This window comes from Acidisoma sibiricum (assembly GCF_057837225.1).
In genome coordinates this window covers 176,204-200,308 of the sequence record NZ_CM174445.1, presented here as the reverse complement: position 1 = coordinate 200,308, position 24,105 = coordinate 176,204, and the positions used below count along the sequence as shown (strand labels likewise).

At 64.3% G+C, this 24,105-nt stretch carries 19 protein-coding genes; 9 read left to right on the top strand and 10 right to left on the bottom strand.

From position 1 onward, the window contains the following. Nucleotides 1-24: 24 nt before the first annotated feature. Nucleotides 25-1,896, bottom strand: coding sequence for an ABC-F family ATP-binding cassette domain-containing protein (locus tag AC3G7M_RS00960; protein WP_489213872.1), 1,872 nt, complete (start codon nucleotides 1,894-1,896; stop codon nucleotides 25-27). 117 nt (nucleotides 1,897-2,013) lie between these two features. Here AC3G7M_RS00960 and ndk point away from each other — a divergent pair, with 117 nt between their 5' ends. Then, nucleotides 2,014-2,436, top strand: coding sequence for a nucleoside-diphosphate kinase (gene ndk, locus AC3G7M_RS00955; RefSeq protein WP_489213870.1), 423 nt, complete (start codon nucleotides 2,014-2,016; stop codon nucleotides 2,434-2,436). A 64-nt stretch (nucleotides 2,437-2,500) separates the two neighbouring features. On the opposite strand, the gene purN is transcribed toward ndk, so the two are convergent. Together purN and purM are read right to left on the bottom strand one after the other, a co-directional pair. Further along, nucleotides 2,501-3,088 carry a phosphoribosylglycinamide formyltransferase gene (purN, locus tag AC3G7M_RS00950; protein WP_489213869.1) on the bottom strand — a complete coding sequence of 196 codons (588 nt, stop codon included), beginning with the start codon at nucleotides 3,086-3,088 and terminating at the stop codon, nucleotides 2,501-2,503. Nucleotide 3,089: 1 nt separating this feature from the next. After that, nucleotides 3,090-4,166 (bottom strand): phosphoribosylformylglycinamidine cyclo-ligase, encoded by a 1,077-nt coding sequence (gene purM / locus AC3G7M_RS00945; protein ID WP_489213867.1) that lies wholly within the window; start codon nucleotides 4,164-4,166, stop codon nucleotides 3,090-3,092. Nucleotides 4,167-4,349: 183 nt separating this feature from the next. Here purM and AC3G7M_RS00940 point away from each other — a divergent pair, with 183 nt between their 5' ends. The 5 genes from AC3G7M_RS00940 (at nucleotide 4,350) to AC3G7M_RS00920 (ending at nucleotide 11,405) form a co-directional block, all read left to right on the top strand. Continuing rightward, nucleotides 4,350-5,483 (top strand): AI-2E family transporter, encoded by a 1,134-nt coding sequence (locus AC3G7M_RS00940; protein WP_489213865.1) that lies wholly within the window; start codon nucleotides 4,350-4,352, stop codon nucleotides 5,481-5,483. Continuing rightward, nucleotides 5,480-6,223, top strand: coding sequence for a P-loop NTPase family protein (locus AC3G7M_RS00935; RefSeq protein ID WP_489213863.1), 744 nt, complete (start codon nucleotides 5,480-5,482; stop codon nucleotides 6,221-6,223). Before AC3G7M_RS00940 ends, AC3G7M_RS00935 begins: the two co-directional genes overlap by 4 nt. A gap of 102 nt (nucleotides 6,224-6,325) precedes the next feature. Further along, nucleotides 6,326-8,461, top strand: a complete 2,136-nt coding sequence (locus AC3G7M_RS00930) for an RNA degradosome polyphosphate kinase (protein ID WP_489213861.1) — start codon at nucleotides 6,326-6,328, stop codon at nucleotides 8,459-8,461. Then, the gene (locus AC3G7M_RS00925; RefSeq protein WP_489216123.1) at nucleotides 8,458-9,960 is read left to right on the top strand and encodes a Ppx/GppA phosphatase family protein; all 1,503 of its coding nucleotides are present in this window, start codon (nucleotides 8,458-8,460) and stop codon (nucleotides 9,958-9,960) included. Before AC3G7M_RS00930 ends, AC3G7M_RS00925 begins: the two co-directional genes overlap by 4 nt. Nucleotides 9,961-9,971: 11 nt before the next feature. Continuing rightward, nucleotides 9,972-11,405 carry an FAD-binding oxidoreductase gene (locus AC3G7M_RS00920; RefSeq protein WP_489213859.1) on the top strand — a complete coding sequence of 478 codons (1,434 nt, stop codon included), beginning with the start codon at nucleotides 9,972-9,974 and terminating at the stop codon, nucleotides 11,403-11,405. A 19-nt stretch (nucleotides 11,406-11,424) separates the two neighbouring features. On the opposite strand, the gene AC3G7M_RS00915 is transcribed toward AC3G7M_RS00920, so the two are convergent. Continuing rightward, nucleotides 11,425-12,684, bottom strand: coding sequence for a D-alanyl-D-alanine carboxypeptidase family protein (locus tag AC3G7M_RS00915; RefSeq protein WP_489213857.1), 1,260 nt, complete (start codon nucleotides 12,682-12,684; stop codon nucleotides 11,425-11,427). A gap of 319 nt (nucleotides 12,685-13,003) precedes the next feature. Between AC3G7M_RS00915 and AC3G7M_RS00910 the strand changes: the two genes are divergently transcribed. From AC3G7M_RS00910 to clpA, 3 genes are all read left to right on the top strand, one after another. Beyond that, nucleotides 13,004-13,570: a phasin family protein gene (locus AC3G7M_RS00910; RefSeq protein ID WP_489213856.1), complete on the top strand. Its 567-nt coding sequence runs from the start codon at nucleotides 13,004-13,006 to the stop codon at nucleotides 13,568-13,570. Nucleotides 13,571-13,903: 333 nt separating this feature from the next. Beyond that, a complete protein-coding gene (gene clpS / locus AC3G7M_RS00905) occupies nucleotides 13,904-14,239 on the top strand; it encodes an ATP-dependent Clp protease adapter ClpS (protein WP_489213854.1) in 336 nt (111 codons plus the stop codon). 178 nt (nucleotides 14,240-14,417) lie between these two features. After that, entirely contained in the window at nucleotides 14,418-16,748 is a 2,331-nt protein-coding gene (gene clpA, locus AC3G7M_RS00900; protein WP_489213852.1) for an ATP-dependent Clp protease ATP-binding subunit ClpA, read from the top strand. A gap of 84 nt (nucleotides 16,749-16,832) precedes the next feature. On the opposite strand, the gene ssuD is transcribed toward clpA, so the two are convergent. The 6 genes from ssuD to thrC all read right to left on the bottom strand — a co-directional run bounded on the left by ssuD (nucleotide 16,833) and on the right by thrC (nucleotide 24,078). After that, the gene (gene ssuD, locus AC3G7M_RS00895) at nucleotides 16,833-18,032 is read right to left on the bottom strand and encodes an FMNH2-dependent alkanesulfonate monooxygenase (RefSeq protein ID WP_489213850.1); all 1,200 of its coding nucleotides are present in this window, start codon (nucleotides 18,030-18,032) and stop codon (nucleotides 16,833-16,835) included. A gap of 106 nt (nucleotides 18,033-18,138) precedes the next feature. Next, a complete protein-coding gene (locus AC3G7M_RS00890) occupies nucleotides 18,139-18,711 on the bottom strand; it encodes an HdeD family acid-resistance protein (RefSeq protein ID WP_489213848.1) in 573 nt (190 codons plus the stop codon). Nucleotides 18,712-19,067: 356 nt separating this feature from the next. Further along, nucleotides 19,068-19,997 carry a TIM44-like domain-containing protein gene (locus AC3G7M_RS00885; protein WP_489213846.1) on the bottom strand — a complete coding sequence of 310 codons (930 nt, stop codon included), beginning with the start codon at nucleotides 19,995-19,997 and terminating at the stop codon, nucleotides 19,068-19,070. Between the two features lie 60 nt (nucleotides 19,998-20,057). Then, nucleotides 20,058-21,386: a TldD/PmbA family protein gene (locus tag AC3G7M_RS00880; protein WP_489213844.1), complete on the bottom strand. Its 1,329-nt coding sequence runs from the start codon at nucleotides 21,384-21,386 to the stop codon at nucleotides 20,058-20,060. After that, nucleotides 21,383-22,648 carry a M16 family metallopeptidase gene (locus AC3G7M_RS00875; RefSeq protein ID WP_489213842.1) on the bottom strand — a complete coding sequence of 422 codons (1,266 nt, stop codon included), beginning with the start codon at nucleotides 22,646-22,648 and terminating at the stop codon, nucleotides 21,383-21,385. The genes AC3G7M_RS00880 and AC3G7M_RS00875 overlap by 4 nt, the downstream gene beginning before the upstream one ends. Continuing rightward, a complete protein-coding gene (thrC, locus tag AC3G7M_RS00870) occupies nucleotides 22,645-24,078 on the bottom strand; it encodes a threonine synthase (protein ID WP_489213840.1) in 1,434 nt (477 codons plus the stop codon). Before thrC ends, AC3G7M_RS00875 begins: the two co-directional genes overlap by 4 nt. Nucleotides 24,079-24,105 lie beyond the last annotated feature (27 nt).

Below are 24,105 nucleotides of genomic sequence, written 5' to 3'. Positions count from 1 at the left end.
CGCAGCCGGATGTGGGCAGATGGTCTAACCGGCCTCTTCCAGCGCGCCTTGTGCTTCCAGCCAGGCTTCCTCGGCCGCTTCGATGTCGCGTGCGATGGCGGCGAGCTTCTGCTGCCCGCGCACCACTTCCGCCCCGCCATGCTTTTCGTAAAAGCCCGGGTCGGCCAGGATCGCCTCGATTTTCGCCCGGTCGGCGGTCAGTTTTGCGATCTTTTTCTCTGCGTCCTGGGCGATTTTCCGCAAAGGAGCCAGGGCCGCGCGCGCTTCCGCGCGCTCGCGCCGGTCATCCTGGCGGGTGGGGGCGGTCTCTGTTTTGCCGGGCCCGCCCGTCAGCCCCGCCAGCCTCTGGCGATAGTCGTCCATATCGCCGTCGAACTGCGCGGCCGTGCCGTCGGCCACCAGCCACAGCCGGTCCGCGACCAGCTCCACGAGATGCGGGTCATGGGTGATCAGCAGCACGGCGCCCGTATAATCCGCCAACGCGCGGATCAGCGCCTCCTTGGCGTCGATATCCAGATGGTTGGTGGGTTCGTCCAGGATCAGCAGATGCGGCGCGTCGCGCGTGGCAAGCGCCAGCAGCAGACGGCCCTTTTCACCGCCCGACAGTTCTCCAACTTTGGTATCGGCGCGGTCAGCGTCGAGGCCGAAGCGCGCGAGCTGGGCGCGCACCTGCGGCGGTAAGGCCCGCGGCAGGGCGCGGGCCATATGATCGACGGGCGTCTCGGACAGGACCAAGGCTTCCGCCTGATCCTGGGCGAAATAGCCGACCTTCAGGCCCGGCGCGCGGCGCGCTTCGCCCGCCAGCGGCTCCATCGACCCGGCGATCAGCTTGGCGAGCGTCGATTTGCCGTTGCCATTGGCACCGAGCAGGGCGACCCGGTCATCCGTATCCAGGCTGAGGGAGATGTTGCGCAGCACGGGCTTGCCGCCATAGCCGACCGACACGCGGTCCAGCGTCAGAATGGGCGGCGCGATACGGCTGGGGTCGGGGAAGGAGAAGCGCGTCGGTGCATCTTCGATGACATTTTCCACGGGCGGCAGCCGTTCCAGCGCCTTTAGCCGGCTTTGCGCCTGGCGGGCCTTGGTGGCCTTGGCGCGGAAGCGGTCAACGAAAGCTTGAATCCGCTCACGCTCGGCCGTGACCTTCTCGGCCATGCGCTTCTGCTGGGCGCTGCGCTCGGCCCGCAGGCGCAGGAATTCCGCGAAGCCGCCGGTGGTCAGTGTGATCTTGCCGCGATCGAGATGGGCGATGGCCTCGACCGACCGGTCGAGCAGGCCGCGGTCATGCGAGACGATCAGCGCCGCACCGGGAAACTTCGCGAGCCAGCCTTCAAGCCAGAGCGAGGCTTCAAGATCGAGATGGTTGGTGGGCTCATCGAGCAGCAGCAGGTCCGGGTTGCCGAAGAGGGCGGAAGCAAGCGCCACGCGCATGCGCCAGCCGCCTGAGAGCGCGCTCATCGGCCCAAGCTGGCGTTCCAGGCTGAAGCCCAGACCGCTGAGAATGGCACCGGCTCGTGCAGGGGCGCTGTCGCTTTCGATGGTGCGCAGCCGCTCATGCACTTCCGCCAGGCGCAGTGCGTCGGTCTCCGGCGCTTCCGCTTCCGCCAGCAGAGTGGTGCGTTCGCGATCAGCTGCCAGCACGACCTCGACCGGGGTGACGGTGCCGCCCGGCGCTTCCTGCGCAACGGCACCCATCTTGGCGCGGCTGGCCAGGCGGATTTCCCCACCATCGGGCGCCAGATCGCCGGAAATCGCGCGCATCAGCGTCGATTTGCCAGCGCCGTTGCGGCCGATCAGACCGATGCGCCGGCCGGGATCGACCGTCAGGTCGGCATTTTCCAGCAGCGGCCGGCCTTTGATGGAGATCGAGAGATTGCGAATGGTCAGGAGGCTCATAGCGGCTCATCTAGCGTCAAATGGCAGCAGACGGAACGGCGTGGCTTGCAGCCCTCTGTCTTACCCTCTAAACGCCCGCGCACAGACTTTGCTTATCCAGAAAAGAAAGACAGTCCCATGGCTATTGAGCGCACCTTTTCCATTCTGAAGCCCGACGCGACCCGCCGCAACCTGACGGGCGCGATCAATGCGGTTTTCGAGAAGAACGGCCTGTCCATCGTCGCCCAGAAGCGCGTGCAGCTGACCCAGGCGCAGGCCGAGGGCTTCTACGCCGTGCATAAGGAGCGTTCCTTCTTCGGCGAGCTGGTCAGCTTCATGATCTCGGGCCCCGTCGTGCTGCAGGTATTGCAGGGCGAGAACGCGGTTCTGAAGAACCGCGAGCTGATGGGTGCCACCGACCCGAAAAAGGCCGATGCCGGCACCATTCGCGCCGAATTCGCGGAAAGCATCGAAGCGAACTCCGTCCATGGTTCGGACAGCGCCGAGAACGCGAAGATCGAAATCGCCTATTTCTTCGCCGAGACCGAAATCGTCGCCTGATTTCAGGCCGCTTTGCCTGATGGGAAACGGGGGCCGTGGCCTCCGTTTCTGTTTCAGCGTCGGTTCAATCCGCCAGTGACAGCGCGAACTGTCGCAGTGCTCGCGGATACAGCGTGTGCTCCGCCTCCAGCACGCGCGCGGCGAGGCTTGCGGGCGTATCGCCGGACAGAACCGGGACCCGCGCCTGGGCCACGATCGGTCCCGCATCGAGGTCTTCCGTCACCAGATGTACCGTGCAGCCATGCTCGGCATGGCCCGCTTCGATGGCGCGTTCATGCGTGTGCAGCCCGCGTAGATCGGGCAGCAGGCTGGGATGGATATTGATCATCCGCCCTGCCCAGCGGCCAACGAGATAGGGTGACAGCAGGCGCATATAGCCCGCAAGGCAGATGATCTCTACATCAGCGCCGTGCAGCGCGGCATCGACCTCGGCCTCATGCGCGGCCCGATCCTTACCGAAACGTCGATGGTCGATGGCGATCGTCGGGATGCCGGCCGCCGCAGCGGTCGCAAGCCCACCGGCCTCAGGGTTGTTGGAGAGCACGAGCACGATCTCGGCCGGGAAATCCGGCGCGGCCGCGGCCGCGATCAGCGCTTCCATATTCGAGCCACGGCCGCTGATCAGTACGGCCGTGCGGCGACGGGACGCCATCTCAGCCGGGCCAGCCGGCAGGAATGGCGATTTCGGTACGGGCCTCGCCTTCCGCCGCCTCGATGTGGCCGATCTCGAAGACGGTCTCGCCTTCGGCTTCCAGAATGGCGCGGGCTTCGGCCACATGTTCGGGTGCCACCACCGCCGTCATGCCGATGCCGCAGTTGAAGACGCGCAGCATCTCTTGCGGGGCCACGCCACCGGCGCGCGCGAGCCAGGGGAAGACCGCCGGCAGAGCCCAGGCACCGGCATCGATGCGGGCGAGCGTCCCTTCGGCCAGTGCGCGTGGCAGATTGCCCGGCAGGCCGCCGCCAGTGATATGCGCGGCCGCCTTGAGCAGACCCTTGCGGTGCAGGGCCAGAAGGGAGAGGACATAAAGCTTGGTCGGCACCATCAGCGCTTCCGCGAGCGTCTGCCCGTCGGCGAAGGGCGCGGGGGAGTCCATGCCGATACCCGCAACCTCGGCCACTTTGCGGACGAGCGAAAAACCATTGGAATGCACGCCCGAGCTGGCAAGGCCCAGGACCACGTCGCCCGGCTTCACGTCGCGCGGGAGAAGATTTTCGCGCTCGGCCGCGCCCACGGTGAAGCCCGCGAGATCATAGTCGCCGGCCTGATACATGCCCGGCATTTCAGCCGTCTCACCGCCCACCAGCGCGCAGCCGGACAGGCGGCAGCCTTCTGCGATGCCGGCGATCACCCGTTTCGCGGAGGCCACGTCCAGGCTGCCCGTCGCGAAATAATCCAGGAAGAACAGCGGTTCGGCGCCTTGCACCACGAGGTCGTTGACGCACATGGCGACAAGGTCGATGCCGACCGTATCATGCAGCCCGTGGTCGATGGCGATCTTCAGCTTGGTGCCGACGCCATCGGTGGACGAGATCAGCACGGGGTCGCGGAAGCCGGCAGCCTTAAGGTCGAACAGCGCGCCGAAACCGCCCAAGCCACCCATGACGCCGCTGCGATTGGTCGATTTCGCCAGCGGCTTGATGGCGTCGACCAGCGCATCGCCGGCTTCGATATCCACGCCGGCCTCTGCGTAGGTCACGCCGTTGCCGGGATTTGCCGCTATGGTCATTCAGGCCCTCGATGCGCTAGGCGTTTAAGCTCGGGCAATGCCGCGACGGGCGGCGCGGGCCCAAGCAGTTCAGGAAAGTCGTTTGACGAGGCGCGGAAACAAACACAGCCGTCTTCGTGACGCAACCAAGGCTTTCCGCGCAAGCGCTATGGCGGGAACGCGTGCCAGAAAGGGCGATAGCCGATGACGGATCTGCCGCCCGCGCCGCCGCTGACTGAACGACAAGAAAAGTCTGCGCGTCAGCAGCGCCTGGCCCTGATCATGGGCCTGCTCCTGGCGCTGGTGCTGTTCTTCTACCTGTTCTCTGCGATTCTGCTGCCCTTCGTGGCCGCGCTCGGCATTGCTTATTTTCTCGATCCCGTCGCCACACGCATGGCCCGCGCCGGCCTGCCGCGCTGGCTTTCGGCCGTGCTGCTGGTGACAGCCCTGCTCGCGGCGGCGCTCACCTTCGTGCTGCTGCTCTACCCCATCATCCTGTCGCAGGTCGGGCTGCTGCTGCAGCGCGTGCCGGAATATGTCGTGGAGGTGCAGGCCTGGGCGAATGGCACGCTCTCTCACCTGCAGAAGCATCTCGGCGCCGATTTCGTGGACAGCAAGATCCGCGAAATTGTCGCCTCCCATGCCGGTGCGATGATCCCCTTCGCCGTCGGCGCCCTGAGCCGCGTCATCGGCGGCGGCTTTGCCATCGTCAATGCGCTGACGCTGATCGTGGTGACGCCGATCGCGGCGTTTTATCTGCTGCGCGACTGGCCGAGGCTCGTTGGCAAGGTCGATGCCGTTCTGCCGCTCCGCTACGCCGGCATCATCCGCGCCCAGGTCTGGGAGGTCGACCGTATTCTCTCGGCCTGGCTACGCGGACAAATGCTGTGCTGCCTCATGCTCGCGGCCTTTTATGCGGTGGGGCTGACCATCGTGGGACTCGATCTAGGCCTCATCGTCGGGCTGACGGCGGGACTGCTGTCCTTCATCCCCTATGTCGGCACTATCACCGGGGCCGTCACCTCCTTCGGCCTGGCGGTCGCCCAGTTCCCGGACTGGAACGGCGTCATAATGGTGATGGGCGTCTTCGTGCTCGGTCAGGTCCTGGAAGGCTACGTCATCTATCCCCGGCTACTCGGCAATCGGGTCGAGTTGCACGACGTGCTGGTGATTTTTGCCCTGCTTGCAGGGGGTGCTGCCTTCGGCTTTCTGGGCGTCCTGCTCGCGGTGCCGGTGACGGCTGCGCTGGGCGTGCTGGCGCGTTTCTGGATCAGGCGGTATCTCCAGAGCCCCCTGTATCTCGATCCGCCGCCCGGCGACGATAGGTTTACGCCATGACCGCCGAGGGCGATGGTTCCATCCGGCAGCTCGCTCTGCCCTTTGCCTATGTCCCGCGCTTCAGGGTCGAGGATTTCATTGCCGCGCCGTCGAATGAGGAGGCGCAGGCCTGGCTTGGGCGCACGGCCGGCTGGCCTGCCGGCCGGCTCGCCCTTTGCGGCCATGCCGGCTGCGGCAAGACGCATCTGCTGCAGCTTTGGGCCGAGCGGAACGGCGCCTTGCTGCTGGACGGGCCCATGCTCCGCCGTCTGCCAGAACTCGCCGGCAGTCACGCAATCGCGCTCGATGATGCAGACGCCGCGCCGGATGAAACCGTGCTCCTGCATCTGATGAACCTGGCCGCCGAAATGCGCCGACCGCTGCTGATGGTGGGTCGCAGCCCACCGGCCCGGTGGCGCGTTACACTGCCGGACCTCGCAAGTCGCCTGCGGGCCATGACGGCGGTTGCGGTGAAACCGGCGGAAGATCCCCTGCTGCGAGCGCTATTGGCGCGTCTGCTGTCGGAACGCCAGCTCGTTCTGGGCGAAAGCCTGCAGGACTGGCTTTTGGCCCGCCTGCCGCGCCATCCCGCGGCGCTGCGTGAGGCGGCAGCCCGACTGGACCGTCAGGCGCTGGCGGCCGGCGGTCGCGTCACCCGCGCCATGGCCGCGTCTTTGGTAGAGAGCATCGGCGAGGATAGCTGTGAAGTTTTGAATAAGTCAGTGCAGGAACACTCCCCAAACGAGCGCATCCTCCTCTAGACTGCGACGATGACCCCAGAAGACTCAGACATCCATCCGACCATAATTGAGGAAAATTCGGCTGCCGGTGATGAGGCCGGAAGCGCTACAGCGGCTGAGACGATGATGCGCGATTCCCCTGCGCGCTTCATCAACCGGGAACTCTCCTGGCTTGATTTCAATCATCGTGTCGTGGAAGAGGCTGAGAACCGCCATCATCCGCTTTTGGAGCGGTTGCGCTTCATTTCCATAAGCGGCTCCAACCTCGACGAATTCTATTCCGTCCGCGTCGCCGGCCTGGTCGGCCAGGCCAAGGCCGGCGTGGTCAAGACCTCGCCCGACGGGCTGACCCCGGCGCAGCAACTGGCCCAGATCAATACGCGCGCCCGCCGCCTGCTCGCTGACCAGCAGCATGCCTGGAACAAAGTCCGGGCGGAACTCGCGGTCGCAGGCGTCGTGGTCGCTGATATCGGGTCGCTGACGGATGCCGACCGTGAGTGGCTGGATGCCTTCTTCATGGACCGGATCTTCCCGGTTCTGACGCCGCTGGCGGTCGATCCGGCCCATCCCTTTCCCTTCATCCCGAATATGGGCCTCGTCCTAGCCCTGCTGCTGGTCTCCAATCACGACCGGCACGTCATGCGGGCCCTGATTCCGCTGCCCGGTCAGGTCGAGCGCTTTATCCGCCTGCCGGCCGGCGAGCCTGGCGGGCCGATCCGCTTCGTTATGCTGGAAGACGTGGTGGGGATGTTCCTCGAGCATCTTTTCCCAGGCTATGCCCGCGAAGCCCACGGCCTGTTTCGCGTCATCCGCGACACGGATGTGGAATTCGAGGATGAAGCGGCGGATCTCGTCCTCTCCTATGAAACCGCGCTCAAGCGTCGCCGGCGTGGCGTCGCGATCAACCTCACCTTGCAGGCCTCGATGCCCGAGGAGCTAAAGCAGCTGGTGCGCGATGCCGTCTCCGCCCCGCCGGAAGAGATTTTTGAGGAAGCGGGCATTCTCGGCACCGTCGATCTCAAGCAGCTGATCGTCGATGACCGGCCGGATCTGCTGTTTACGCCCTATACGCCGCGCTTTCCTGAGCGCATCCGCGATTTCGGCGGTGATTGCTTCGCGGCCATTCGCGCCAAGGATATCATCGTCCACCATCCGTTTGAGAGTTTCGACGTCGTCGTGCAGTTCCTGCGCCAGGCGGCGGGGGACCCGAGCGTGGTCGCGGTCAAGCAGACGCTCTATCGCACCAGCAAGGACAGCCCGATCGTCAAGGCGCTGATCGAAGCGGCGGAGGCCGGCAAATCCGTCACCGCCATGGTGGAACTGCGCGCGCGCTTCGACGAGGAGGCGAATATCCGCCTCTCGCGCACGCTGGAGGCGGCGGGCGTGCAGGTCGTCTTCGGGTTCACCGAACTCAAGACCCACGCCAAGCTGTCGCTGGTGGTGCGGCGCGAGGGGGGCGGGGTGCGCTCCTATGCCCATTTCGGCACCGGCAATTACCATCCGATCACGGCCCGGATTTACACCGATCTCAGCTTCTTCACCTGCGACCCCGAGCTGACTCGCGACGCCGCCCGGCTGTTCAACTTCATGACCGGCTACGCCAAGCCCGAGAAGATGGACGCCATCGCCTTCAGCCCGCTGACCACGCGCAAGCGGCTGACGCATCTGATCCAGGATGAAATCCAGGCGGCGCGCGAGGGCCGGCCCTCCGGTATCTGGCTGAAGGTCAATGCGCTGGTCGATGAGCGGCTGATCGATTTGCTGTATGAGGCCTCGTCCGCCGGCGTATCGGTGAAATGCGTCATCCGCGGCATCTGCTGCCTGCGGCCGGGCGTGCCGGGCCTGTCTGAGAATATCAGGGTGAAATCCATCGTCGGGCGGTTTCTGGAACACGCCCGCATCGTTGCCTTTGCCAATGGCCATGCTTTGCCCAACCGTCATGCGCGGGTCTTCATCAGCAGTGCCGACTGGATGGCCCGCAATCTCGACATGCGGGTGGAAACGCTGGTGCCGATCCGCAATCCGACGGTGCATGCCCAGATCCTGGACCAGATCATGGTGGTCGATCTCAAAGACAATATGCAGTCCTGGGAACTGGGACAGGACATGACCTGGCGGCGCGTGCAAAGCGGCCGTAAACCGATTTCGGCGCATAACTACTTCATGACCAACCCATCGCTATCGGGGCGGGGATCTGCTCTTCACGGCCCATCGCTGCTCCAGCATGTGGGCCGCAAACCCCATGGAATGAGGGACTGACGCTGACCTTACCGCGCTCCGCCGTCGTCGATCTGGGCTCGAATTCGGTCCGGCTCGTCGTCTTTGAGGGACAATCCCGCAATCCGGTCACCATCTTCAATGAGAAGGCGGTGCTGCGGCTGGGTCGCGGCCTGCAGCAAAGCGGCCGCCTGAACGAAGAAGGCGTGCAGCAGGCGCTGATGGTCATGAGCCGCTACCATGCGGTGGCGCGTGCCATGGGCGCCAATCCGTTCGAGGTGCTGGCGACGGCGGCCGTCCGCGATGCCTCCAACGGCCCTGAATTCGTGGCCGGGCTGCAGGCGCTGATGCCCGGCGTGCCCATCCGCATTCTCTCCGGCAAAGAAGAGGCCGCCTATTCCGCGGCGGGCGTGCTCTGCGGCATTCCGACAGCCGAGGGGATTCTGCTCGATATTGGCGGTGGTTCGCTGGAAGCCGTCCGTCTCATCGGTGGACGTGCCATCGACAGCGAGACGATGCGCCTGGGCGTTATCCGCCTGGCAGACCGTTCGGGCGGTGATCTCACCCGCGCGCGCATCATTGTTGAGGAAGATACGGCCCGCGTGCCTTGGCTGGGCGAGGGCGCTGGCCAGGATCTTTATCTCGTCGGCGGCGCCTTCCGGGCGCTGGCGCGCATCCACATGACGCAGACAAGCTACCCGCTCAACATGCTGCACCACTACACCATCGCCCGCGATGAGGCGCGCGATCTGGCCGGTGTCGTGGCTGGGGCCAGCCGCCGCGCGCTGGAACGCCTGCCAGGCCTGCCACGGCGCCGCATCGACGATCTGCCCTTTGCCGCCGTCGTGCTGCGGCGCCTGCTGCGCGTGACGGGCGCGTCACGCGTTGTCTTCAGTGCGAACGGGCTGCGCGAAGGCTGGCTCATGCACAACCTGCCGCCGGAGATTCGCGCCGCGGAACCGATTACCGCAGCTGCCCGCGACATGGCGACGGTCTTCGGCCGCGACCCACGGCTGGCGCCGGCGCTGATCGCCTGGACAGCGCCGCTGGTGGTGGGCGAGACGCCCGAGCAGCGCCTGCTGCGGGAAGCGGCCTGCTGGTTTTCAGACGTCGCCAGTCACGATCACCCGGAATACCGCGCCGAACAGGGATTTCTGCGCGTGCTGCGCCAGCCTGGCGTCGCGATCGACCATCACGCCCGCGCCTTTCTGTCGCTCGCCATCGCCATGCGGTATGAGGCCGAGCCCGATGCACCGTTCCTGGCACCGGCGCGCATGCTGCTCGACATGGCCTCCTTGCAGCAGGCCGAAGTGCTGGGTGCGGCGCTGCAGCTTGCCTATACCCTGTCGGGCGGCACGCCGGATCTGCTTGCCAATACGGCGCTGGCCATCGACAGCGGCAAGCTCATCCTCAATCTCAAGGAAGATGCCGGGGTTTTTGCAGGCGAGAGCATCATCCGCAAGCTCGGCCGGTTGGCAGCCGTCCTGGGGCTTGAACCCTATACCGGGACAGAGCGGGTCCATAGCGACGCTGCCGCCTGACGGAGCATCCGATGAGTGGCTTGCTTGACGATCTGCGCGCTGCTCTGGGGGAGGGCGCGGTTCTGACCGTTGCGGCGGAGATGGCCGGCTACGCGACAGATTGGCGGCAACTGTATACCGGGCGTCCGCTGGCCGTGATCCGGCCGCGCAGCACGGCAGAGGTCGCGGCCGCGGTAAAGCTCTGTGCCGCCGCCGGTGCCGCCATCATTCCGCAAGGCGGCAATACCTCCATGGTCGGCGGCGCCGTGCCCTCGGCCAATGGCACCGACATCGTTCTCAGCCTGGAACGGCTGCGCGCGCTGCGGGCGGTCGACCCGGTCGATCTGACCATGACGGTCGAGGCCGGCGTCACGCTCGCCGCGGCGCAAGCCATGGCCGCTGAGCAGGGCATGCTCCTGCCGCTTTCGATCAGTTCGGAAGGCAGCGCCCAGATCGGCGGCGTGCTCGCCACCAATGCCGGCGGCAATAATACGCTGCGCTTCGGCAATGCCCGCGACCTCGTGCTCGGGCTGGAGGTCGTGCTGGCCGACGGTCAGGTCTGGCACGGTCTGCGGCATCTCCATAAGGACAATACCGGCTACGCCTTGCGGCAGCTTTTCGTGGGGTCCGAGGGCACGCTGGGAATCATCACGGCCGCGGTTTTGCGCCTGCAGCCGGGGGTGACGGCGCGGGCCGCGGCTTTCTGCGCCCTGTCCTCCGTCGAACAGGCCCTGGCATTGCTGGCTCGCCTCCGCGCCCGCGACGCCGGTGCGCTGCATGCCTTTGAATATATGAGTGCGGTGTCGCTCGATCTGGTGCTCGCGCAGATTCCGGGGACCGAGCGGCCGGTCGGCGCTGCTGACCATTATGTGCTGGTCGATTGTGCGGCCAGCGGCGGCCAGGATGCGGCCCGCACACTGGCCGAAATGCTGGAGGAGGTTCTGGGTGAGGCTTTGGAGGCAGGCGAACTGACGGACGCGGCCCTCGCTCAGAACGAGGCGCAAAGGCTGGCTTTCTGGAAGCTGCGGGAAGAGCATTCGGAAGCGCAGAAACGCGCTGGTGCTTCGGTCAAGAACGATATTGCGGTGCCGCTGGCAGCCTTACCGGCGCTGATGGCTGCGGCGACGGAGGCATGTACTGCTCTGGTGCCGGGCATCCGCATCGCGCCTTTCGGGCATCTGGGTGATGGTAATATCCACTTCAATCTCGTGCAGCCGGACGGCGCGGACGGCGCTGCCTTTCTTGCTGAGTCCGAGGCGCTGATGGCAGCGGTGGGCACGGTCGTGCAGGCTCTGTCGGGCAGCTTTTCGGCCGAGCATGGGGTCGGCCGGCTTAAGACCGGCATGATGGAAAGTTGGCGCGGCGGGGTCGAGCTTGGCCTCATGCAGCGCATCAAGACCGCCCTGGACCCTGCCGGCCTGTTCAATCCGCGGGTGATTTTCCCAGGGGAAGAGGACGATCGCTGAAAAGCAGGCGGCGGGTGGCTTAGCGCTCGGCCAGTTCGCGCCCGTTGTGGGCGCCCATCGGGCGCACCGGCACGCAGGTGCGGCCAAAATGGGTCATGGCCGAACAGGCGGCGCGGGCATGGGCTTCGCTGACCGAGGCGATCCAGGCGTGCCAGCCGCCGTGGCGGGTTTTGCTGCGCGCGGCGGCCAGATGAACGATGCCGCCGCCAGCTTCCCGCTGGCCGATGCGCAGCGCCTTATAGGCGGCGGCCTTGGAGGGGTAGCTTCCGAGATCGAGACTCCAATTGCCGCGGCCGCCTAAGCCAGGGGCACTGGCGACGGCGACGGCACGGGGATTGGATGTGGCAAGTGGTGCCGTGGCGGGCAGCACGGGCTGCTGGGCCTGCGCCTGGCGGGCCGCCTGCTGGGCCTGCAGGGCTGCCAGCTTGGCGCCACCGCCGAGTTCTTGACCGAACCCACCATCCAGCATGGCCGCCATCTGATGGTCGCGATAGCCGTTGGACGGTGCGGCCATGACGACCCCGATCAGGCGCACGCCGCCGCGCATGGCGCTGGTGACAAGGTTGTGGCCGGCGGCATTGGTATAGCCGGTCTTCATGCCGTCGGCGCCCGGATAGGATTTCAGCAGGTGATCATGGTTGAAGATGACGCGGCCATGAAAGACGAAGCTCGGCGTGGAAAAGAAGTGATAATCGTCGGGAAAATCCACCACCAGGCGGCGGGCCAGGATGGCCAGATCATGTGCAGTGGTGACCTGAGCCGGGTCGGGCAGCCCTGAGGCATTATGGAAGACCGTGTCGTTCATGCCGAGCGCATGGGCTTTCAGGGTCATCAGCGCGCCAAACCGGGTCTCGTCGCCGCCGGCCAGGAATTCACCCGCGACGGTTGCGGCGTCATTGGCTGACAGCGTGACCATGCCCAGGATGGCTTCCTGCACGGTAATGCGGGAGCCTGGGCGCGCGCCGAGCTTCACCGGTTCGACCGAAGCGGCATGGACTGAAACGGGCATCATCTCATTGAAGGTGATGCGGTGATCACGCAGCGCCTCAAACAGCAGATAAAGCGTCATCAGCTTGGTCAGGCTGGCCGGGTAGCGGGGCTCATCGGCATTCTGGGCGTAAAGCGTCTGGCCGCTGCGCGCGTCGATGAGGATGGCACTCATGGGCGGCAGTCCCTGAGCACGGACGGGCAGGATGCCCACGGCCAACAGGGCAAAGCTGCAGCCCAGCACAACAAACCTTGCCAGGACAGCCTTGAAAAACCCGTGCTTGCGATCCATCCGCGCTTCCTGCCGCTATCCTACAACACCGCGACCACCCGGTATTGTGCCTCTGCTTTGGCTCAGATTTGTCGGAATTGCAAACAGTTAGAAGGACAAATTGAGGTGGCGTGCGATCGTTGGGGAAACTTGTTACGACAGAAGATTATTGTGCAGCGCACAAAAGCCTTGAATCGAGCTGGAAGCTGCAGTAATGAGAATTGCTGCATCGCAACACGGACGGCGCATTTGTCCTCGAGTGTCTCACCAGGCCTTGAGGGTCCGAATAGCCGGGGGAATGTCGAGCATGGCTAGAAGAGCTACTGTGGCAAGTCCAGAGATGACGGACGCTGCCAAAGACATTGAAGAGATTGTCCAGCACGTCGAGAGCGCCGCGACAGGTGCCGCGACTGTGCTTGCCGAGGAAACACGACAGGCGGCCGAGGCCGCTGAGACGGCGATTACGCCAGTCATCAGCGCCGTGACCAAGAGTTCAGCTCAAGCGTCCTCGCGCCTGGAGGATGCCACGGTGAAGTTTAATCAAGGGGTAACGCATACCATGAAGACGGCCGAGGAAGTTTTGGCGTTCAGCCAAGGCAATGTCGAAGCATTCATCAAGTCGGGGCAGATTTGGACGGCCGGGCTGCAGGACCTGTCGAAGCAGTTCGCAACCTCCGCGCAGTCGTCTTACGAAGAAGCCGTGGCCGCGTTCAAGGCGCTGACCACGGTGAAGTCGCTCAAGGAAGCGGTCGATCTTCAGGTCGGTCTCGCGCGCTCCGTTCTCGAGAAGGGCGTCTCCGAGTCCAACAAATATACCGATGCGTCTTTCAAGCTCGCCGAGCAGGCGATCGCGCCGATTTCGGGCCGTGTCACGCTTGCGGTCGAGAAGTTCAGCAAAACCGCCTGACACCTGCCGGCAAGCCGGCAACTGTAGCAGCAAAAGGGGTCCGGGCTCGCAAGCCTGGGCCCCTTTTTTATGGATGCATGGCCTCTTCTGGCAGGACGCCGCAACATCGCAGAGCGGTGAGCTGCGCTTCTCTTGCATTGCAGGCGAACTCACGCCGTTGAGATCTTCAAAACGCATTCGGGAATAACAATCTTCCTCTTTTCCGGCGGCTTGTCATGCTTCTATGGTTCTGAGGCGAACCTGCTCTGCCTGCATCGGCGGATGGGAATGCTTGGTTGCTTGCAGCCGCAGCAGTAGGGTTCAAACGCGATAATAAGGATTGGCGAAGGCGCGATGAGCGACAGCGACAGGCGCAATGGCGGCGGACGAGAAGGTCCCGGCACAGGGGTGGTGGTCAAAAGCCGGACCAAGACCCGCAAGCCGGCGATGTATAAAGTCTTAATGCTAAATGATGACTACACGCCCATGGAATTCGTGGTGCATGTGCTGGAGCGGTTTTTTCAAAAAAATCGCGATGAGGCGACTCGTATCATGCTGCACGTCCATCGCCGTGGCGTGGGCGTCTGCGGCGTCTTCACCTATGAGGTCGCGGAGACCAAGGTGACCCAGGTGATGGACTTGGCGAGGCAGAACCAGCACCCGCTCCAATGCACCATCGAAAAAGAGTGACTCTGAGCAAAAGTTAATGCGTCTGCGCAAATTATTGGTGCAGGATACCACGTCGACCATTTCGCCTGATCGCGCGAACCGGTCCGACGCAGAAGAGAGACCTTCGTTGCCGTCCTAAGGCTCTATGCCCCGATCCTGCGGGGGATGGCAGTGACGAGTAGATAAAAGGAGCGTCGGCATGTTGTCCCGTAACCTCGAGCAGACTCTCCACCGCGCGCTCTCTTTGGCCAGCGAGCGCAAACACGAATATGCTACCCTTGAGCATCTGCTCCTCGGCCTGACCGAGGACACCGATGCGGCGACCGTGCTTCGCGCCTGCGGCGTCGATCTCGACAAGCTGCGTGCGGATCTCACCGAATTTCTCGATAAGGATCTGGCGGGTCTCGCCACTGATCGTCCGGGTGATCCGAAGCCCACGGCCGGCTTCCAGCGCGTGGTCCAGCGGGCGGCCATTCATGTGCAGTCTTCCGGCCGCGACGAAGTGACGGGCGCCAATGTTCTGGTCGCTCTGTTCAGCGAACGCGAGAGCCATGCCGTCTATTTCCTGCAGCTGCAGGACATGACGCGGCTTGATGCCGTCAACTTCATCAGCCACGGCATCGCCAAGTCCCCGGGCAAGAACGCGCCGCGCCAGGAAAAGGCCGCCGCCGCTGACACCCCGGATCAGGAAGAAAAGACCGCGCGCCGCGGTCAGGACGCACTCTCCAACTACTGCGTCAATCTCAACAAGAAGGCGCAGTCGGGCAAAATTGATCCGCTCATCGGCCGCGAAAACGAGATCGAGCGCACGATCCAGATCCTGTGCCGCCGCACCAAGAACAACCCGCTTTATGTGGGTGATCCGGGCGTTGGCAAAACGGCGATCGCTGAGGGCCTGGCGAAACGGATCGTCGAGGGCGACGTGCCTGAAGTCCTTGCAAAATCGACCATCTATTCCCTCGACATGGGTGCGCTGCTCGCCGGCACGCGTTACCGCGGTGATTTCGAGGAGCGGCTGAAGGCCGTCGTGACCGAGCTTGAGGCCCAGCCCGGCGCCGTGCTGTTCATCGATGAAATCCACACGGTCATTGGGGCGGGTGCGACCAGCGGCGGCGCCATGGATGCCTCCAACCTGCTGAAGCCGGCGCTGGCCGCCGGCACGCTGCGCTGCATCGGCAGCACGACCTACAAGGAATTCCGCAATTACTTCGAGAAGGACCGGGCACTCGTCCGGCGCTTCCAGAAGATCGATGTGCCGGAACCCTCGTCCGACGACGCGGTGCGTATTCTGCGCGGTTTGAAGACCGTGTATGAGAAGCACCACAAGGTCCGCTACACGGATGAAGCGATTCGTGCGGCGGTCGATCTCTCGGCGAAATACATCCATGACCGCAAACTGCCCGACAAGGCGATCGACGTGATCGACGAGGTCGGCGCCAGCCGGATGCTGCTGCCCGAGCATAAGCGCCGCAAGACCGTGACCTTGCGCGACGTGGAAGAGATCGTCGCCAAGATCGCGCGCATTCCGCCCAAATCAGTCTCGGCCGATGACAAGGAAACGCTGCGGCATATCGAACGTGACCTTCGTTCCATGGTTTTCGGCCAGGATCAGGCGATCGACGCGCTGTCGGCCGCAATCAAGCTGTCCCGCGCTGGCCTCCGCGACCAGGAAAAGCCGATCGGCAATTACCTGTTCAGCGGTCCGACCGGCGTCGGCAAGACCGAAGTCGCCCGCCAGCTTGCCAGCGTGCTCGGTATCGAACTCGTGCGCTTCGACATGAGCGAGTATATGGAGCGGCATTCGATTTCGCGGCTGATCGGCGCGCCGCCGGGCTATGTCGGCTTCGATCAGGGCGGCATGCTGACGGATGCGATCGACCAGCATCCCCATTGCGTGCTGCTGCTGGATGAGATCGAGAAGGCCCATCCCGATCTGTACAACATCCTGCTGCAGGTGATGGATCACGGGAAGCTCACGGATCATAACGGCAAGACGGTCGATTTCCGCAACGTCATCCTGATCATGACGACCAATGCCGGGGCGGCCGATATGGCCCGGGCTGCGATCGGCTTCGGCCGGGAAATGCGGGAAGGTGAGGATGAAGATGCCATCAAGCGCATGTTCACCCCGGAATTCCGCAACCGTCTGGATGCGGTCATCCCCTTCGCGGCGCTCGGTCAGGAAGTCGTGGCCCGCGTGGTGGAGAAATTCGTGATGCAGCTGGAGGCGCAGCTCGCCGACCGCAATGTCACGATCGAACTATCCTCCTCCGCGAAGGAGTGGCTGGCAGAGCGCGGCTACGACAAGCTCTATGGCGCGCGGCCGCTGGCCCGCGTCATCCAGGAGCATATCAAGAAGCCTCTGGCGGAGGAGCTGCTGTTCGGCAAGCTCGCCAAGGGCGGCTCTGTGAAGGTTGGGCTGAAGGACGGAAAACTCGACTTCGAGATTACCGAGGCGGCGATGCCGGTCGCTGGCCGCCCGGGCAGCGAAGAAGGTGGGGCAGAGAAAGAGCCGGAGGAGGTGGAGTAATCCACCGCATCAGGGTTCCCGTGAACCAAAAAGGCTGCCGGAGACAACTCCGGCAGCCTTTTTATTGTCCGAATGAGTCTCCGTTCAGCTGGCCGCCGCCAGACGCGACGGCGCCGCGACATTGGCGATGACCTCGCCGAAAGGACCGGCATTGCGGGCGACGCCCAGATCCTTCCCGGTCGTCTTCTTCAGCGGCAGCAGCGGGAAGACCAGTTCCGCAAACCGATAGCATTCTTCGAGATGCGGATAGCCGGAGAGAATGAACCGGTCGATGCCGAGCGCCATATATTCCTTCATGCGGTCGGCGACCTGCTGCGGGTTTCCGACGAGCGCGGTGCCGGCGCCGCCGCGGACCAGACCGACCCCGGCCCAGAGGTTCGGGCTGATGACCAGCCTGTCGCGCCGGCCGCCATGCAGCTCGGCCATACGGCGTTGACCGACCGAGTCAAACTTCGCGAAAGCCTTCTGCGCCGTCTCGATGGCCTTGTCATCGACATGCTTGATGAGGCTGTCGGCAGCAGCCCAGGCCTCGTCCTCGGTTTCACGCACGATGACATGCAGGCGGATGCCGAAGCTCATCGTCCGGCCCTCACGGGCGGCTGCTTCGCGCGCATCCGCGATTTTGGCGGCAACCTCGGCGGGCGGCTCGCCCCAGGTGAGGTAGACATCGGCATGGCGTGCCGCGACTGCCTGTCCCGGGCCGGAGGAGCCGCCGAAATAGAGCGGCGGATGCGGCGTCTGCACCGGCGGATAGAGCAGCTTCGCGCCCTCCACCTTGATGTGCTTGCCAGTGAAATCAAAGGTTTCGCCCGCCAGCATGCGGCGCCAGACCGTCAGATACTCGTCCGTCGCCTCATAGCGCTCGGTATGATCCAGCCACACGCCGTCACCCTTCAGCTCGCTCGGGTCGCCACCGGCGACGACGTTGACGAGCAGGCGCCCGCCTGAGAGACGGTCGAGGGTTGCGGCCATCCGGGCGGTCATGGAGGGTTCGGAAAGGCCGGGCCGGACAGCCACAAGGTAGCGCAGGCGCTCGGTCAGCGGGATCATGGCGGAGGCCACGACCCAGGAATCCTCACAGGACCGTCCCGTTGGGATCAGGACGCCAAAATAGCCGAGTTCATCCGCAGCGCGCGCCACCTGGCTGAGATAATTCAGCGTGACGTGCCGTGCGCCAACGTCGGACGCCAGATAGCGCCCGTCACCATGGGTTGGCAGAAACCACAGAACGTCGGTCTCGGTGGCCGGCGGCGCGCCGGATGAAATCGTGCCATTGCTCGTCATGACGGGAATGCTCCTATCGGCTCAATAGCGCCAAGATATAAGGACCATCCCCGTCAGAGAGAAGGGTTTAGATCAATGCCCGATTTGCAATCGTAGTTAATCAGATCTATGCGCGATGCAGCCGCTTCAACGCGAATCCGAATTGCAGCCAGGCAATACCGTGGAAAATCAATTCGATAGCGATGAGTGTTCCGAGAACCCAGAGGCTGGACCAGGGCAGGCTGGCATAGAGCAGGACACCAACCGCAAAGCTGACGATACCGCTCAGAATGACCAGCCAAAGGCCTGGCATGTGGCGATGCGTGGCCGCGACGATCAGGCGGGCGATACCGCTGATGATCAGCAGGACCGCGATGACCACGGTAATGATCAGCGACCCGCGCAGGGGCTCGGCCATCAGCAGCAGGCCGCCGAGCACGTAGAGAATGCCGATCAGCACATAGAGCAGGAACCCGCTCCAGCCGCGCACGGCAAAGGCATGAACGATTTGAACAACGCCGCCGACTAGGAGCAAGGCGCCGATGATCACCACACCAGCAATACTGGCGGAGACCACATCGATCCAGCAGAGCGCGCCCACGATGATCTGGATAATGCCAAGGGCCACGAACCAGCCCCAGCGATGGGCAGGCGCACTCCCCGGACCGGGCAAACGCGGGGTTAGACCTAAACCGGACATGCAACAGGCTCCGTTAATAGCGAAGCCGATTGCTTATTTCAGATTCAGGAGGCGCGCCATCGCAGGCAACACAATTTCGCCAACAATTCTGCCGACCGAAATAGCAGTGGGTGCGGGCAGCCCAGTGTCAGGCTGCCCATTTGCTTGCGCTAGCAGCCTGGCCAAATCAGCTCAAAAATGGCGAAAAGAACTGGAATTCCAACGATCGCAAAGAAAATCCAGTCGAAGGTTTGATGCACGGTGACCTCCTCCTAGCCAGTTCATTCTCGGGACCAATTTGAACCAGGCGGGACGCATGCCAAGTCACATATTCGCGCCCATTCGTCTTTTCTTAGCCGGCTGACGTCCAGATACCATTATTGCGTCTGCTGGATGGCAGCCAGAATCCAGTGGCTACCGCGGCGGCGGGTGAAGGTCCAGACTTCATTCACCAGGGCCCGCACATTGGGGTCGCCGTCCACCACGCGGCCCGTGCGATCTTCGGTCACGTCGATCATGGAGAAGCGCATGGCGACGGTGGCAAAGTCGGTATCGCCTTCGCTCCAGGATTCCGACAGTTCCATGCGTTCCACCTGCACGTCCGAGACCCGATTGCGCAGGCCCTGGCGTTCCAGGGTTGAAAGCTGGTCCTGGAAATAGCCCATCAATTCCGGCGTCGCCGCCTGGGAAATGGCGCGCAGGTCGCCCGCACCCCAGGCGTTCTGAACATAGGTCAGGCATTGGGCAAAGGCCTGCCGGTCGGCGGGCGTCAGCTGCAGGGGCTGGACGCTTGGTCCCACAGCCTCCTGTCCCGGGCCGATGCCGCCAAATTGGCGGCCCATAGCCTGTCCACCGGGCGCACCAAAGATGGACGGTTGTGCCGAGCGGCGGCCGGCGAAAAGCCGGAATAGCCAGCGGACGACGAAGAACAGAATGATCAGCTGCAACAGCACGCCGAACAGGCCGCCGAAGCCAAGGCCCATATGCATGAAGCCACCGCCAAACAGCAGGCCGAAGATACCCGCGCCGATGAACCCACCCATCAGCCCGGTCAGGAACGGCCGGCGCTGGGCGAAATTGCCACCTGGCGTGCCGAAAGCACGATTGCCGTAACCCGCAGCAGGTGCCTGGCTGCGCTCGAAAGGCGCGGCACCTGGCGCGATCGACGTAGGGCGCGGCGGCCGATAGGAAAAGCTGCCGCGGCTGCCCATGGAATGGCCGCCACCCAGCCGGGCGTCGGCGGTATCAACCGCGACGGCCCCCATCAGCGGGATGAGGGTGGCGGAGATCATCAAAAACCGGCGCATGACGCGCACTAACTCCTTCAAGAGGGAATAGTCACGATATGGTGAGGCCGAGGCGGTTTTTTAGGCCCCGGCCATCGTCATATCGTCAATGCGGATGGTCGGTGCGTCCGTGCCGCGCAGGAAGCGCAAATCGTTCGCAGGCACCAGGCGCGCAAACATCTCGATGAGATTGTCGGCGATGGTGACCTCGGCGACCGGCTCAGCCAGCTGACCGTCGCGAATCATGAAGCCGGCCGCGCCGCGGCTATAATCGCCGGTGATGCCATTGATGCCGGAGCCGATCAGCTCCGTCACATAAAGGCCTTCCTTGATATCCGCCATCAGCTCGGTCGGGCTCAGCGAACCTGCCGCGAGATAGAGGTTCGAGGTCGCCGGGCTCGGCGGGCCGGATGTGCCGCGTGCGGCATTCCCGGTGGTCTTCAGGCCAAGCTGCTTGGCACTTCGTCCATCCAGCACCCAGGTCATCAGCTCGCCGTCGAGAATGATGTCGAGCGGCGAGGTCGGCTGACCTTCGCCATCGAAGGGGCGGGAGCGCAGGCCGCGGATACGATGCGGATCGTCGCGAATGGTGATGCCGCGGGCAAATATCTGCTGGCCCATCTTGTCGCGCAGGAAGCTGGTGCCGCGGGCGATACCCGCGCCATTCACGGCCCCGGCCAGATGGCCGACCAGGCTGGAGGAGACGCGCGGGTCGTAGATGACTGTCAGCTTCGCAGTCTTCGGGCGCGTCGGGTTAAGGCGCGCGAGCGCACGTTCAGCCGCGCTGCGGCCGATGCGCGCCGGGTCGTCGAGATCCGCCTGATGCACGGCGCTGGTATAGTCGTAGTCGCGCTGCATATCGGTGCCACTGCCGGCGAGAGCTGTGGCCGAGACCGAATAGCCGGTGCGGCGATAGCTTCCGGCAAAACCACGGCTCGTCACCAGCACCGCTTCGCTGCGGCTGTAGCTGGCGTCGGCGCCTTCGCTGTTGGTGATGCCGGCAACGGCAAGCGCCGCGTCTTCGGCCGCACCTGCGCGCAGACCAAGCGCCGCGGCGTCGGGCTCGGCGGTATCGGCCATGTCGAGGTCGAGCGGCGGGATCGGCCCGATATCCAGCAATCCGCTCAGCGGGTCGGCCGGAACCAGCCGCGCCATAGCAATGGCGCGTTCGGCGATATCAGCAAATTTTGCGGGATCGAGACCCGGTGCGGAAACAATGGCTGAGCGCTCACCCACGAAGACGCGCAAGCCCAGATCGCGGCCTTCGGACCGCTCCACATGCTCGATCTGCCCAAGCCGGCGACTGACGGAGAGCGAGGTACCGGCAAAATAGACGGCATCGGCCTCGTCGGCCCCCGCGCGGCGGGCGACCGCCAGAAGATCGGCGAGCTTGTCGGTGTCGGTACTCATGCGGAGAGGGTTTCCGAAATGGTGGTCAGTCCCGGCACCTTGCCGCCCGGCCCAAGCACCGCGAGGGTCGGCTTGGCGCGGAAAATGCGCGCAGCGGCACGGCAGACATCCTCCGTCCGCACGCTTTCGATCTGGTCGACCATCTCCTGAACGGGGACGATGCGGCCATAGACCTGCAACTGCCGGGCAAGCTGCTCGCAACGGCTGCCCGTGCTTTCCAGCGACATCAGGATGCTGGCCTTGGCCTGGGCGCGGGCCCGCTGCAGCTCGATCTCGGTCACGTCATGCTGGACGCGGCGGAGTTCCTCCAGCGTCACCGGCATCAGCTCTTCCGCCTCGCTTTCGCCGGTGCCGGCATAGATGCCGAACAGGCCGGAATCGGCGGCAGGCGCGGTGAAGGCATAAACGGAATAGACCAGACCGCGCTTCTCCCGAATTTCCTGGAACAGACGGGATGACATGCCGCCGCCCAGCAGCGTCGACAGCATCATCGATGCATAGAAATCAGGATCGGAATAGGAGACCGAGGGAAAGCCCAGCACGATATGGACCTGATCCAGATCGCGTGCCTCGCGGAACTCGCCGCCCCGGTAGTCCGAGGGCAGTGCCGCCGGCACCTGAGAGGTCGGCAGGTCCGCGAAATGCTGTTCCGCCAGACGTACGACCTCGTCATGCTTCAGCTTGCCGGTAGCGGCGACCACCACATTCCGGGTGCCGTAATGCATGCGCATGTAATTGGTCAGCGCGTGCCGCGGCATCGAGCGGATGACCTCCTCCGTGCCAAGGGTCGGGCGTCCCATGGGCTGGTTTGGGAAGGCCGCTTCCTGGAAATGGTCGAAGATGATGTCGTCCGGCGTATCGTTCGCCTGGCCGATTTCCTGGAGAATGACGCCGCGCTCGCGTTCCAGCTCTTCGGGCTCAAAGCTGCTATGGGTCAGGATATCGCCGATGATATCGGCGCCGAGCGCGATATCCTCTTTCAGCAGCTTGACGTAATAGGCAGTCTGCTCGCGCGCCGTATAGGCGTTGATATGTCCGCCGACGGCCTCGATTTCCTCGGCGATCTGCACCGCTGTGCGCGTCTCCGTGCCCTTGAAGGCCATGTGTTCCAGGAAGTGGGAGACGCCGTTCTCGGATGCTTCCTCGTGCCGCGTGCCGGCCGCGACATAGGCCCCGAACGAGACAGTTTCGACGCGAGGCATCTCCTCGGTGACGACGGTGAGGCCCGAGGGCAGGGTTTCTACGCGGATCGCATCGCTCATGCGGCATTATCCCGAAGGTCATGGGGTTGGCCGTCGTTACGGCCAACGAAGGCACGCAGCAGGCTTTCGACGGAGGCAAGGTCGTTGGACGCGCGGGTGAAGCGCTCCTCGCCTGTCATCAAATGGGCCAGACGCGGCGGCAGGGAAGGGCGGATACCGGTGGCGGCTTCCACTGCGTCCGGGAATTTCGCGGGATGGGCGGTCGCCATGGCGATAACCGGTGCGGACGCAGGCAGATGCGCCTGGCGCGCGGCGGCAATCCCGATGGCCGTATGCGGGTCAGCCAGATAGCCCGTGGTGTCATGGATCTGGCGGATGGCGGTGGCGGTATCGTCATCGCTCAGGGCCAGGCCCTGGAACAGCGCGGTCGCCTTTTTCCAGGCGGCATCGGGTACCGGCATTCTGCCCGTCGCGCGGAAATCCCGCATCAGCGCGGCGGTCGCCGCGGCATCCCGATCCATCAGCTCAAACAGCAGCCGCTCGAAATTGGAGCTGACCTGGATATCCATGCTGGGCGACAGGCTGGGCTCGACACCGCGGGCGGTCATGTCATTGGCGGCAAGGAAGCGGGTTAGAATGTCATTGCGGTTGGAGCCGATGATCAGCTTCGAGATCGGCAGGCCCATGCGGCGCGCGGCCCAGGCCGCCAGGACATTGCCGAAATTGCCGGTGGGCACGGCGAAGGCGACCTCGCGATCAGGCGCGCCCAGGGCCAGGGCGGCCGCGACATAATAGGGTATTTGGGCCGCGATCCGCGCCCAGTTGATGGAGTTGACGGCCGTCAGCTTCATCTCGGTGCGAAAGCGGGTATCCGCGAAAAGACCCTTCACCATGTCCTGGCAGTCGTCGAAGGTGCCATCGACCGCGATATTGAAGACATTGCGGGCATCGACCGTCGTCATCTGCCGGCGCTGCACCTCACTGGTGCGGCCCTCCGGGTGCAGGATGGCGATCTTGATGCGGCTGCGGTCGCGGCAGGCTTCGATAGCAGCCGAGCCGGTATCGCCCGAGGTCGCGCCGACGATGGTCACCGTCTCGTCGCGTTCGGCCAGCACATGCTCGAACATCTGGCCGAGCAGCTGCAGCGCCATATCCTTGAAGGCGAGGGTGGGGCCATGGAACAGCTCCTGGACCCACAATCCCTGGTCGAGCTGCACCAGCGGCACGCGGGCCGGGTGATCGAAGCCAGCATAGGCGCGCTCACAGAGCGTCCGTAGCGTGGCAAGGCTCATGGTCTCGCCGACGAAGGGATGGATCACCTGCGCCGCGAGTTCCGCATAGGGCAGGTCGCGCAAGGCACGCCATTCGGCGGCCGAGCGTTCCGGCCAGGTCTCGGGCATGAAAAGGCCGCCGTCTTCGGCCAGGCCCGCGAGCAGAACACCACCGAAATCTCGCGGCTCGGCTTGGCCGCGTGTCGAAAAATAACGCATCTGTCTCAGCTATCGTAAAGAAGGGGG